We start from the raw sequence: 12912 nt of genomic DNA on the forward strand, positions 1-12912 counted from the left end.
AGATCCGCCGTTATGCCCGAAACCTCGACCGCCATCGCCGATATCCACATGCTCGACAGCGGCTATTCCCGCGAAGCACGCTCTCTGTTGTACCAGGCGTACCGGCACGAGCCGACGTTCGGCTATCTGTTCGAAGCCGAACGCCCCGGTTATGAACAGCGGGTGCGGGCGACGGTGCGCGAATTGGTCAAACAACATTTTCTGCAGGATTTGCCGGCCATCGGGCTGCTGGTGAATGACCGCTTGATCGGCATCGCCCTGATCGCGCCACCGCAACGGCGCCTGGGCATCACCGAGAGCTGGGCCTGGCGCCTGCGGATGGTGCTCAGCACCGGGTTTCGCTGTACCCGGCGCTACCTCGACTACCACGCCGCCGTGATGGCCTGCGTGCCGTCCGATTCGGTGCACATCCTGCCGTTGCTGGGAGTTCACCCGCAATTTCAGGGCAAGCACTTTGGCGAACAATTGCTGCAAGCGGTGCACAACTGGTGCGCGGTCGATGAGCACTCCCAGGGTGTGATCCTCGACACCGGGAATCCTCGCTATCTGGAGTTCTATAAGCGTCAGGGCTACGAGGAAATCGGCGAAGTGGCCGTAGGGCCGATTCGTGAGCACGTGTTTTTCCACGCCAACCCGCAGGTGTTACAAACAGCAACAGCGTAATCGCCGAACTTTTGGGACAAGTCCGGCTCTATCAGGCTCCCAAGCTCGTGATAGCATCCGCGTCTATGAATGTTCCAGGAAGAATGACCAGCGGCCTGTTGATGCTGTTATCCAGCTGCGCGGCGCTGGCGCAAAGTGAATTGGATGTACGGATCAAACCGTCCAACGATGAACTGAAGGCCAATATAGAGGGCTATATCGGTAGCCTCGGCGATCGCGATGAAGAAGCCTTGCTGCGCTTCAGTCACGGCGCCGAAGAACAGGCGCGCAAGGCCGCCCAGGCCCTGGGGTATTACCAGCCGCAAATCGACAGCGACGTGAAGGGCGGCAAGACGCCGCGCCTGGTGCTGAACATCGATCCCGGCGAGCCGATCCATTTGCGTAACGTCACGATACGTGTCGACGGTCCTGCCGCCTCGCTCAAATCCTTTCGTGTGCCCAAAAGCGACCTGCTAATGCCAGGCGCGGTGCTTAATCATGGCCGTTACGAAGACGCCAAGCGGCTGATCCAGAACCAGGCCTCGCGTTTCGGCTTCTTCAGTGGGCGCTTCACTCGCCAGAAGCTGTTGGTGGACCCGCGCGCGGGCGTCGCCGACATCGAATTGATCTACGACAGCGGGCCGCGTTATGCGTTGGGCAAAGTCAGTTTTGAAGGCGACACGCCGTTCGACGAAGACCTGCTGCAACGCATGGTGCCGTTCAAGGCCGGTACACCCTATGACTCGGAACTGATCGCCGAACTCAATCAGGCGCTGCAATCGAGCGGCTATTTCGAAGGCGTGCGCGTCGACGCGGCGCCAACGGCCTCCAAGGACGACGTGATCCCGGTGGCGGTCAAACTCGACACCCGCAAGCCACGAACCATGGGGCTCGGCTTGGGTTTTTCCACCGACGTCGGCCCGCGAATCAAGGCCAACTGGACCCGGCACTGGGTCAACCCGCAAGGCGACAGCTATGGCTGGGAAGCCGAACTGTCGGCACCGCGGCAGAACGTCGGGGTGTTTTACGACATTCCCCTGGACCCACCGCTGACCGACAAACTGCGCTGGGCCGCTGGCTATCAATATGAAGATATCGCTGGCACCGACTCCCGCAGCAAGCTGCTGACCCTCGGCCCCGAATGGCACAGCAAGTTGCCCAGCGGCTGGCAGCGGGTGGTGTCGCTTAAATGGCAACGCGAGGAATACACACTCGGTGACGACTCGGGGCTCAGTACCTTGCTGATGCCCGGCGTGAGCTATTCGTACCTGAAAAGTGACAACCGCATCGATCCGCATAATGGCTATCGCCTGCAATTCGAAACCAAGGTCGCCAAGGAAGGATTGGGTTCGGACACCAACCTGATCTACGGCACGGCACTGGTCAAAGGCCTGACCACGGTCTTCGACAAGCACCGCTTCCTCGGTCGGGTGCAGGTCGGCGGCAGCGCCACCAACGGTTACAAATCGGTGCCGCCATCCTTACGCTTCTTCGCCGGTGGCGATCAGAGCGTGCGCGGTTATGACTACCAGAGCCTGTCCCCGGAGAACTCCGATGGCGACCGTATCGGTGGTCGCTACATGGTGGCCGGCAGCGTCGAGTATCAATACTCCATCGCCGAAAAGTGGCGGGTCGCAACCTTCATCGACCAGGGCAACTCCTTCAACACCCTCGAACTGCCGAACCTGAAGACCGGCGTCGGTATTGGCGTGCGCTGGGTTTCGCCGGTAGGGCCGATTCGCCTCGACCTGGCCCACGCGATGGACGACGACGGCGGCATTCGACTGCACTTTTCCATGGGGCCTGAGCTGTGAAGCGTGGTTTGAAAATAACGCTGCTGGCGATCCCGGCGCTGCTGATGCTGGTCGTGCTGGCCTTGATCATCGTGCTGGGTACGGCGACGGGCAGTCGTTGGGCACTCGGGTTTGTGCCGGGTTTGACCGTGGAGAATTTCCAGGGCCGTTTGGGTGGACAGTGGAGCGCCGATCATCTGCTGTGGCAGCAGGACAACAGCCGGGTTGAGCTGAACCAGGTGATTTTCGCCTGGTCGCCACTGTGCCTGACGCGCATGACGCTGTGCATCGAGCAATTGCAGGCCGAGCAGGTCAGCCTGCAATTTCCGCCAGGCGCAGAAGAGCAAAGCAGCGGGCCGATCAGTCTCCCGGATTTGAAATTGCCGCTGGCCATCGAGTTGGGTGACATCAAGGTCGGCCGTTTGCTGTTCAATGGCAGCGAAGAACTCAAAGGCCTGCAACTGGCGGCGCACTGGACCGAACAGGGTTTGCAGATCGACTCGGTGCACTTGCAGCGTGATGAGCTGAGCCTGAACCTGTCCGGCCTGTTGCAACCGAGCGGCAACTGGCCGCTGACCGCCGAAGGCAAGCTGACCTTGCCGGCGCCGGGCACCGAACCCTGGGCACTGGCTTTGAAGGTCGACGGCGATCTGCTGAAAACCTTGAACCTGAAAGCCGACAGCAGCGGTTACCTGAACGGGCAGTTGACTGGCGAATTGCAGCCACTGGTGGAAAATCTGCCGGCAAAAGTGCGCATCACCGCTGACGGCTTCAAGGCCAGCGCCGAGCTGCCGGACACCCTGCAACTCAATCAACTGGAACTCACCGGCGACGGCGACCTGAAAAACGGCTACCAGTTGCTCGGCAAAGCCACGTTGCCCGCAGAGCTTGGCCCGGTCGCGTTGTTGCTGCAAGGCAAGGTCGACGCCAAGGGCGCGCAAATCGCGGGTCTCGACCTGACCGCCAATGACAAACAAAGCCTCAAGCTCACCGGGCAACTGGACTGGAGCAAAGGCTTCAGTGCCGAAGCGAAAATCGACTGGCTGGATTTCCCCTGGCACCGTCTCTATCCGCTGATTGACGAGCCGCAAGTGGCGCTGCGCAGCTTCAACGGTGAAGTCTCCTACACCGACGGCAACTACATCGGTAACTTCAAGGCCGCACTGGATGGCCCGGCCGGGGCGTTCAGCCTGAACAGCCCGTTCAGCGGTGACCTGAGCCAAATCCATCTGCCGCAATTCAAGCTCGAAGCCGGGCAGGGCAAGGCCGAAGGGCACCTGAACCTGCAGTTTGCCGACGGCATCGCCTGGGATACCGCGCTGGACCTCTCGGCGATCAACCCGGCGTACTGGCTCGCGGAGTTGCCGGGTACCTTGGCGGGTCCGTTACGCAGCAAAGGCGAGATGAAGAATGAAAGGCTCAGCCTGACCGCCGACCTGGACCTGAAAGGCAAACTGCGCGGGCAGCCGGCGGTGTTGCAAGCCAAGGCTGATGGCGGCGGCGAGCAATGGAACCTCAGCGCGTTGCAGATTCGCCTGGGTGACAACAGCATCAATGGTCAAGGCAGCCTGCAACAGAAACTCGCCGGCCAGATCGACATCAAAATGCCGCGCCTGGCCCAACTCTGGCCGCAACTGCGCGGCCAGCTCAATGGTCGGGTCAATGTCGCCGGCACGCTCAAGGCACCGCAAGGCAAGCTCGCCCTGCAAGGCACGCAACTGGTTTTCGAAGACAACCGCCTGCAAAGCCTCAATCTGGATGCCACCCTCGACAGTGCCCAACGGGCGAAGATCGACCTCAAGGGCAGTGGCATCCAGACCGGCGACACGTCACTGGGCACCTTGACCGCCAGCGGCCAGGGCGACATCAAAAACCAGAAGCTGACCCTCGACCTGCAAGGACCGAAACTGAAACTGGCGCTCGGTCTCGATGGCGCGTTGGATAAAGGTAACTGGCGCGGGCGTCTGGTCAGTGGCGATATCCAGGCCGGTGGTCAGGACTGGAAGCTGCAAAACCCGGCCAGACTCGAACGGCTGGCGGACGGCAAAATCAACTTCGGTGCCCATTGCTGGATGTCCGGCCCGGCTAGCCTGTGTGGCGAAGACCAGCGCTTGATGCCGGAGCCAAAGCTGCGTTACCACCTCAAGCAGTTCCCGATCGACAGCCTGGCGCAATGGCTGCCGAAGGATTTTGCCTGGCAGGGCCGGCTCAACGCCGACCTGCAACTGGACTTGCCGGCCAGCGGCCCCAACGGCGTGGTCAGCATCGACGCCAGCGGCGGCACTCTGCGCATGAAGGAAAAGGATCAGTGGCTGGACTTCCCGTACCAGACCCTCAAGCTCACCAGCAAACTCACGCCAAAACGCATCGACACCGACCTCAGCTTCGTCGGTGGCAAGCTTGGTGAGCTGATGCTGCAGGCGCAGATCAACCCGTTGCCGAAGAACAAACCGCTGACCGGCTCATTCCGCCTCAATGGCCTGGATTTGTCGGTGGCGCGGCCGTTTGTGCCGATGGTCGAGAAACTCACCGGGCATTTGAACGGCAGCGGCACGCTGTCTGGCGGATTGCTGGCGCCGCTGGTCAACGGCAACCTTGAGCTGCGCGACGGTGAAATCTCCGGGCCGGAACTGCCGATGGCGCTCCAGGCCCTGCAACTTCAAGCGGTGATTGCCGGCGAAACCGTACAGCTGAACGGCGGCTGGAAAAGCGGCAAGGCCGGGCAGGGCAGCCTCAATGGCAACATCGCCTGGGGCCAGGCACTGGTCGTGGATCTGGCGCTCAAGGGCTCGCAGTTGCCGGTCACCGTCGAACCCTACGCCGCGCTGGAAGTCGCGCCGGACCTGAAAATCTCCATGAAGGACGACAAACTCGCAATCGTCGGCAAAGTGCTGGTGCCCAAGGGCGAAATCACCGTGCGTGAGCTGCCGCCGTCGACGGTCAAGGTCTCCGATGACACGGTGATCGTCGGTCAGCAGACCGAAGAGGGCAAGCCGCCGATGGCCATGGCGATGGACATCGATGTGGTGGTCGGGGAAGACAAACTCAGCTTCGCCGGGTTTGGCCTGACCGCCAACCTGCAAGGTCATGTGCACATCGGCGACAACATGGACACACGCGGCGAGCTCTGGCTCAACGACGGGCGTTATCGCGCCTACGGCCAGCGGCTGACGGTGCGTCGGGCCCGATTGCTGTTTGCCGGTCCCATCGATCAGCCGTACCTGGACATCGAAGCGATTCGCCAGACCGACGACATCATCGCCGGCATTCGCCTCAGCGGTAGCGCGGAGCAGCCCACCACGCAGATTTTCTCCGAACCGGCCATGAGCCAGGAACAGGCCTTGTCCTATCTGGTGCTGGGGCGTCCGCTGAGCAGCAACGGTGAAGACAACAACATGCTGGCCCAGGCGGCGCTTGGGCTGGGCCTGATGGGCAGTTCCGGCGTGACCAGCGGCCTGGCCAAGAATCTGGGGATTCAGGACTTCCAGCTCGATACCGAGGGCAGCGGCAACACCACCAGCGTCGTGGCCAGTGGCAACCTCTCGGAAAAACTCAGCCTGCGCTATGGCGTCGGCGTGTTCGAGCCAGCCAACACGATTGCCTTGCGCTACAAGCTGAGCAAAAAGGTCTACCTCGAAGCCGCCAGCGGCGTGGCCAGTTCGCTGGACATCTTCTACAAGCGGGATTTCTAACGCCTCGATCCTTTCAGATAGACCGGGTCGCTCCCGTCGTAAGCAGGTCCGCCCCACACGGTCCGGTGTGGTCCTTGCGGGAGTGGGGCGGCGGCGCTCAGAGTTTGAACTGGGCGACCAAGGTGCTGAACGAACCGGCCAGGCGAGACAGCTCCTGGCTAGCGGCCGCCGTCTGATTGGCCCCCGCGGTACTCTGGGTCGACAGGTCTTGGATGTTCGTCAGGTTACGGTCCACTTCCCGTGCGACCTGGGCCTGCTCTTCGGAGGCGGAGGCAATCACCAGATTGCGTTCGTTGATGATCGAAACGCCGTCCGTAATCTTCTGCAACGCCGAACCGGCGTCCTGCGCCAGGTCCTGGGTTTGAGTGGCCAGTGCCAGGCTCTTGCCCATGGCGTTCACGGCCCCGTCGGCCCCGCGTTGCACAGTGCTGATCATGCCTTCGATTTCCACGGTGGAGGCCTGGGTGCGATGGGCCAGGCACGAACTTCGTCGGCCACCACGGCAAAACCACGACCTTGCTCTCCCGCACGGGCCGCTTCGATAGCGGCATTCAAGGCCAGCAGATTGGTCTGTTCGGCAATGCTGCGAATCACGTCCAGCACCTTGCTGATCTCCCGGACATTGCCGGCCAGTTCGGTCACTGCCTGGTTGGAATCGGTGATTTCGGCCACCATGTGGGTGATGCCTGTCACGGTCTGTTTGACTTGTGACTGACCGTTAATGGCGTCGCTACTGGCGCTGCTTGAGGCTTGTGAAGTAGTGACGGCGTTACGTGCTACTTCTTCAACCGCAGCGGTCATCTCGTTGACCGCCGTGGCAGCCTGCTGGATTTCATCATTCTGACGGGTTAACCCGCGTGTGCTTTCTTCGGTCACAGCTGACAGTTCTTCGGCGGCTGAGGCCAGTTGATCCGATGCGTTGGCGATTTGTGTGAGGGTACGCTTCAGGCCCCCTTGCATCGCAGAAATGGCATTGAGCAACTGGCCTGCTTCGTCGTGGCTGTTGCCGCTGATGGCTCGGGTGAGGTCCCCACCTGCAATCTCCTGTGCGTAAGACACGGCCAGCGCCAATGGACGTGTGATCATGCGGGTGATGAAGACGCCAAGGGCGATTGCCAGGACGAACGCAATGATGATCCCGGTCGTCAACGACAGTATGGCGGTGCGGTGCAACGCTTCCGCCTCAGCAGCGCCTTCGCCTATCTGTCGGTTGTTGGAATCAACCATCACCCGTATCAGGCTTCGCGCTTCACGGAACGCGATGTTATTGGTGCCGTTGAGGATGACGGCGGCCTGGTCCAGATTTTTGGCGTCTATCAGTCGACAATCTTTTGTGATGTGCTGATGTAGGTCGGCCAGACCAGGTCCAGTTTGTCACCCGCCGCGCGCTCATCGTCCTGCAGTGGCGTCGCACGGTAGCTGGCGTAGGCATTTTTTGCAGTGTTCAAATCAGTCACCAGCGCTTCGTGCAGGCGGTGATTTTCGCTGTCCGGTAACACGCCTCTTTGCCCATCAAGCAGACGATACATCCCACGGTTGTGCGCGGTGAGGCTGCTCAGGGTTTCCCCGATTTTGCCCACTGACACGAGGTTGTCAGAAAAGGTCAACGCCAGCGCCGTGGACAACCGATTAATGCTCAGGATGCTACCGGCGCCTGCGAGTAGAGTAATCAAGGCGCAGAAAACAAACGCTGTCAGCAGTTTGGTCGAGAATTTAGAGCGGCTCAGGATGTTCATTCAGTGAGCTCGGTTGGAGTTTGTATGGGTTTGATCAGTGGGGATTAATCGCCACCATAATGGCATCACAATAATTCACTAACTAGAACATTTATCATTTTTTCGCTCGTAGCCCAGAGCAAGACATCACGGACTCTGGACGTGGGGGGAGGAAACACACCCAGTCTATTTCTGCGGGATCGCTGAAGGTCTGACAGGTGCGCCTGTGCTCAAATCCGTTGAGCGGGTGGGGCGTAATCGGATGCCGCGATTGACATCAAAATGTCATCTTTTAATCGCATGAACGCCATGTTCACTGAGTAATGTTCTCGCGAATGAGATCGATCTCAAGCGAGCGACAATGACTGATTTGAAAGAAGTTGCACGACTGGCAGGTGTATCGCGGGCGACTGCCGCGCGGACCTTCGCCTCCCCTGAAGTGGTGCGTCCGGCGACCCGCGAGCAAGTGTTCGCCGCTGCCCGCGAACTGGGTTTTCGGCCCAATCGCCTCGGCCGTCAACTGCGTTTGCAAACCACCAACCTGATCGGGGTGGTGGTCCCCAATCTCCTCAATCCGGTGTTCGCCGAGCAATTCCAGGCAATGGAGCGGGCCGCGCGTTTGCGTGGCTACAATTTGTTGCTGGCGACCACCGATTACAACAGCGAGCGTGAAAGCGCGGTGGTCGAGGAGTTGTTGCGCCAGCGGGTTGACGGGCTGGTGCTGACCGTTACCGATGCCGAAAGCAACCGCGTGCTGCAAAGCCTCGCCAGCGAGGACACGCCGTTTGTGCTGGCTTATCACCAACCGAGCAATCCCGATTACAGCGCGGTGTCGGTCGACAACCGCGCCGGGATGGCACTGGCCACGCGCTATTTGCTGGACGCTGGGCATCGGCGCATTGGCATGGTCGCCGGCCCGGCCTTGCAGTCTGACCGTGCCCGTCTGCGTTACGCCGGTTATGGCGACGCGATGCGTGAGCACGGCCTCGACAGCTTGCCGGTGATCGAAATGCCCGCCCATACCCAAGCCGATTTCGCCGCCCTTGAACCTTTTTTGTCCGGACCACAGGCGCCCAGCGCGTTGGTTTGTTCCAACGATTTGCTGGCGATCAGCCTGATCGCCGAACTGCGCCGACACGGCTGGAATGTGCCTGGGCAGCTGTCAGTGATCGGTTTCGACGGTATCGCCCTGGGCACGCAAATGCACCCCACGCTGTGCAGCGTGGTGCAGCCAATTGCAACGCTGGCCAGCACGGTCATTGACCAATTGCTGGCACAAATTGCTGGCGCTGCCCCGGTTTCCCATTGCCTGCCTTGCCATGTCCGGCCAGGCGAAAGTACTCAACCCTACGAGGAGAAACTCGATGACCCGCTTCACTAAAACCCTGGCTGCGTTATGGCTGTGCGGTGTGGCCAGCCTGGCCCAGGCCGCTGAAACGGCGATTTGCTACAACTGTCCACCGGAATGGGCAGATTGGGGCACTCAACTCAAGGCCATTGCCGACACCACAGGTGTGCAGGTACCGCTGGACAATAAAAACTCTGGCCAGGCTCTGGCGCAGTTGGTTGCCGAGCACGCCGCGCCGGTGGCGGACGTGGTGTATTACGGCGTGACATTCGGTTTACAGGCACAAAAAGCCGGAGTCGTCGGGACTTATAAACCCAAAGGCTGGGAGCAGATTCCGACGGGGTTGAAAGACCCGCAGGGGCACTGGTTTGCAATTCATTCCGGCACGTTGGGAATCATGGTCAACGTCGATGCGCTGGGTGGCTTGCCGGTGCCGCAGAGCTGGGCTGATCTGCTCAAGCCTGAGTACAAAGGCATGGTCGGCTACCTCGATCCATCCAGTGCATTCGTCGGTTACGTGTCCGCGGTCGCCATTAATCAGGCGATGGGCGGGACCCTGGATAACTTCGCGCCGGCCATTGATTACTTCCAGAAACTGGCGAAAAACGCGCCCATCGTGCCGAAACAAACCGCGTATGCGCGGGTGCTTTCCGGTGAGCTGCCGATTCTGGTCGACTACGACTTCAACGCTTACCGTGCGCGCTACAAAGACAAGGCGAACGTCGCTTTCGTGATCCCCAGGGAAGGCAGCATCAGCGTGCCTTACGTGATGAGCGTGGTCGACAATGCACCGCATCGCGCCAACGCCGAAAAGGTCCTGGATTTTGTGCTGTCCGACCAGGGGCAGGCGTTGTGGGCCAAGGCATATCTGCGTCCGGTTCGTGAGATGAAGATGCCGGCCGACGTCGCCGCGCAGTTCCTTCCGGACAGTGACTATGCCCGCGCCGGCGTGGTCGATTACGAAAAAATGGCGGCGGTGCAGGAAGCCTTTGCTGCGCGCTATCTGAGTGAGGTCAAGTAAGTGACGACTGTGCCGCTCAACGTGCAGGACGTCTCGTCCCGCCACGATGTTTTGCAGCGCTTGCGACCAACGGCTGCCTGGGCGCTGGCCCCGGCGGCAGCGGTTCTGCTCGCGTTCTGGCTGTTGCCGCTGGCGCATTTGATTGTGCTGGGTGGGCAGGGGCGCGAGGGCAGCGACAGTGGCTATTGGCAAGTGCTCAGTAGTGCGCAATACCTTGGCAGCCTGGTGCAGACCTGTCTCCTTGCGGCGTTGGTGACACTGGCGGCGTTGTTGGTCGGTGGCATCAGCGGGGTGTTTCTCGCTCGCCAGCAGTTCTTCGGTCGCTCGGCGTTAGTTGCGCTGCTGACGTTTCCGCTGGCGTTTCCCGGGGTGGTGGTCGGCTTTCTGGTGATTCTGCTGGCTGGTCGACAAGGCCTGTTCGCCTCGCTCGGTCTGGGGATGGCGGGTGAGCGCTGGATTTTCGCTTACTCGCTGACGGGGCTGTTCATCGGTTATCTGTACTTCTCGATTCCGCGGGTGATTCTCACGGTGATGGCCGCGTGTGAAAGCCTGGATCGCAGCCTGGAAGAAGCCGCGCACTCACTCGGCGCCGGACATTGGCGGGTGGTGTGCGACGTGATCGTGCCGGGGTTGGCCCCCGCGCTGGTATCCTGCGGCGCCATTTGTTTCGCGACGTCGATGGGCGCTTTCGGCACTGCGTTCACCTTGGGCACGCGGCTGAACGTGACCCCCGTGGCCATCTATAACGTGTTCACCAACTACGCCAATTTCACCGTGGCCGCTGCGCTGTCGGTCATCCTCGGAGCAGTCACCTGGGCGGTGCTGTTGCTGGCACGGCGCGTGGCCAAACAGTCGGGGACGGTTTTGTGAAACGAACAACGCTGTTTATCGCACAGCTGGTTTTTACCCTGCTGGTCTGTGCCTTCATGTTGGTGCCGGTGCTGATGTCATTGCTGGCGGGGCTGACGCGCAATTACTTCGTCGGGGTGTCCAGTGGCCTGACGTTCGACTGGTTGATTCAGGTCTGGCAAAGCTACTCGCCGACGGTCTGGTTATCACTGCGGTTGGCGGTTGCCTGTGCCGTGTGTGTTTGCGTGATCGGCGTGCCGGCGGCTTATGCCCTGGTGCGGATGAACAACCGCTTCAGCCGTGCATTTGAAGAGCTGATGGTGTTGCCCGTGGCCATGCCGGGCTTGGCCAGTGCCTTGGCGTTGCTGCTGACCTACGGGCAATTCGGCGAGTTTCGCAGCAGTTGGCTGTTTATCCTGGTGGGTCATGTGCTGTTTACCTTGCCATTTCTGGTGCGCCCAGTAATGGCGGTGATGCAGCGCCAGCAATTGCCGACGCTCGAAGAGGCGGCGGCGAGCCTCGGTGCCGGGCCGATCAAGCGTTTCTTCAGTGTGGTGGTGCCCAATTGTCGGGCCGGGATACTGGCCGGAGTGTTGATGGTCGTCACCCTGTCGCTGGGTGAGTTCAACCTGACCTGGATGCTCCACACACCGATGACCAAGACCTTGCCGGTGGGCCTGGCCGACAGCTATGCCTCGGCGCGGCTGGAAGTGGCCAGCGCCTACACCCTCATATTTCTGTTGATGATCGTGCCGCTGCTGATTGCGTTGCAAGCCATCAGCGCCCGTCTTTCTCGTGGAGAGCGTCGATGACTGGAACCACTATTCGCCTGCAGGGTTGCCGCAAGGCGTTCTCTGACGGCACCGTTGCTGTAGATGATTTGAACCTGACTATCGAGGCCGGGGAAACCTTGGCGATCCTTGGCCCGTCCGGTTGCGGTAAAACCACCACGTTGCGCATGATCGCCGGCCTTGAACGCCCGGATGTCGGGCAGATTTTCTTTGCCGACAGTGACGTCACACGCCTGCCGATCGAGCGCCGCGACGTGGGCATGGTGTTTCAGAATTACGCGTTGTTTCCGAACCTGGACGTGGCCGGCAATATTGTTTACGGCCTGAAGATAAGAGGCCTGTCGCCCGCCGAACGCAACAAGCGTTGCGCCGAGTTACTGGAATTGGTCGGCCTGCAGGATCACGGCAAACGCCGCATTCACGAGTTGTCCGGCGGCCAGCGTCAGCGGGTGGCACTCGCCCGTGCGTTGGCCCCCCGGCCTCGGGTGTTGCTGCTTGATGAGCCGTTGGCAGCGCTGGATGCGCAGTTGCGCGAACGGCTGCGCAGCGAGCTGGATCAACTGCTGCGCAGCTTGCGCATTACCTCGGTGTTTGTGACGCACGACCAGGGCGAGGCCATGGCGCTGGGGGACCGGATCCTGGTCATGGAGCGCGGACGCATCGCACAACTTGCCACGCCACGAGACATCTATCAGCAACCCGCCAACGCGTTTGTCGCCAGTTTCGTCGGCAACCTCAATGCGTTCCCGGTGATCGAACCGACCGCCCATGGCTTGAAGGTCAGCGGTGGCGAGTTGCCCTGGAAGGGGATCCCTGTGCCGACGACGGTGTACTGCCGTCCTGAGCATTTGCGGGTGATGGACGGTGCCGGGCATGTGCGCGGTCGTCTGGTCGGGCAGTTTTTCCAGGGGGCGCAAAGTCGCCTGTTGGTGGACGTCGGGGTCGGGCAGCCATTGCTGGTCGACAGCGCTGACGGCGTCATTCATGCCACTGGCGCGCTGATTGCCCTGGCCATCGAGCCACACGTGTTGTTCACCCTGCATTCGTGATGTTTTTTGTTT

The 12912-nt window shown here is 60.8% G+C and carries 9 protein-coding genes and 2 pseudogenes; 8 read left to right on the forward strand and 3 right to left on the reverse strand.

Features of this window, described 5'->3' with window-relative positions:
* Nucleotides 1–12 precede the first annotated feature (12 nt).
* The 3 genes from PSH64_RS10270 to PSH64_RS10280 all read left to right on the forward strand — a co-directional run bounded on the left by PSH64_RS10270 (nucleotide 13) and on the right by PSH64_RS10280 (nucleotide 6127).
* Entirely contained in the window at nucleotides 13–663 is a 651-nt protein-coding gene (locus PSH64_RS10270; protein ID WP_105343993.1) for an N-acetyltransferase, read from the forward strand.
* A 65-nt stretch (nucleotides 664–728) separates the two neighbouring features.
* Complete coding sequence (locus PSH64_RS10275; RefSeq protein ID WP_305480596.1) at nucleotides 729–2456, forward strand: autotransporter assembly complex family protein; 1728 nt, start codon at nucleotides 729–731, stop codon at nucleotides 2454–2456.
* Entirely contained in the window at nucleotides 2453–6127 is a 3675-nt protein-coding gene (locus tag PSH64_RS10280; protein ID WP_305480597.1) for a translocation/assembly module TamB domain-containing protein, read from the forward strand. Before PSH64_RS10275 ends, PSH64_RS10280 begins: the two co-directional genes overlap by 4 nt.
* Before the next feature lie 97 nt (nucleotides 6128–6224).
* On the opposite strand, the pseudogene PSH64_RS30400 reads toward PSH64_RS10280, so the two are convergent.
* From PSH64_RS30400 to PSH64_RS30410, 3 genes and pseudogenes are all read right to left on the reverse strand, one after another.
* A pseudogene (locus PSH64_RS30400) lies at nucleotides 6225–7087 on the reverse strand (methyl-accepting chemotaxis protein).
* A gap of 42 nt (nucleotides 7088–7129) precedes the next feature.
* Nucleotides 7130–7354 (reverse strand): annotated as a pseudogene (locus PSH64_RS30405) (methyl-accepting chemotaxis protein); the annotation flags it as partial.
* Between the two features lie 89 nt (nucleotides 7355–7443).
* Nucleotides 7444–7863 carry an MCP four helix bundle domain-containing protein gene (locus PSH64_RS30410; protein WP_370694462.1) on the reverse strand — a complete coding sequence of 140 codons (420 nt, stop codon included), beginning with the start codon at nucleotides 7861–7863 and terminating at the stop codon, nucleotides 7444–7446.
* A gap of 340 nt (nucleotides 7864–8203) precedes the next feature.
* Here PSH64_RS30410 and PSH64_RS10290 point away from each other — a divergent pair, with 340 nt between their 5' ends.
* The 5 genes from PSH64_RS10290 to PSH64_RS10310 are packed head-to-tail and all read left to right on the forward strand — an operon-like array spanning nucleotide 8204 to nucleotide 12900.
* Nucleotides 8204–9223, forward strand: coding sequence for a substrate-binding domain-containing protein (locus PSH64_RS10290; protein ID WP_064618828.1), 1020 nt, complete (start codon nucleotides 8204–8206; stop codon nucleotides 9221–9223).
* Nucleotides 9207–10211, forward strand: a complete 1005-nt coding sequence (locus PSH64_RS10295; RefSeq protein ID WP_018925471.1) for an ABC transporter substrate-binding protein — start codon at nucleotides 9207–9209, stop codon at nucleotides 10209–10211. The genes PSH64_RS10290 and PSH64_RS10295 overlap by 17 nt, the downstream gene beginning before the upstream one ends.
* A complete protein-coding gene (locus PSH64_RS10300; RefSeq protein WP_305480598.1) occupies nucleotides 10212–11081 on the forward strand; it encodes an iron ABC transporter permease in 870 nt (289 codons plus the stop codon). It begins immediately after the preceding gene.
* Entirely contained in the window at nucleotides 11078–11872 is a 795-nt protein-coding gene (locus tag PSH64_RS10305; RefSeq protein WP_018925473.1) for an ABC transporter permease, read from the forward strand. Before PSH64_RS10300 ends, PSH64_RS10305 begins: the two co-directional genes overlap by 4 nt.
* The gene (locus PSH64_RS10310) at nucleotides 11869–12900 is read left to right on the forward strand and encodes an ABC transporter ATP-binding protein (RefSeq protein WP_305480599.1); all 1032 of its coding nucleotides are present in this window, start codon (nucleotides 11869–11871) and stop codon (nucleotides 12898–12900) included. The genes PSH64_RS10305 and PSH64_RS10310 overlap by 4 nt, the downstream gene beginning before the upstream one ends.
* Nucleotides 12901–12912 lie beyond the last annotated feature (12 nt).

Source organism: Pseudomonas sp. FP1742, assembly GCF_030687145.1.
Classification (GTDB): Bacteria; Pseudomonadota; Gammaproteobacteria; order Pseudomonadales; family Pseudomonadaceae; genus Aquipseudomonas; species Aquipseudomonas frederiksbergensis_D.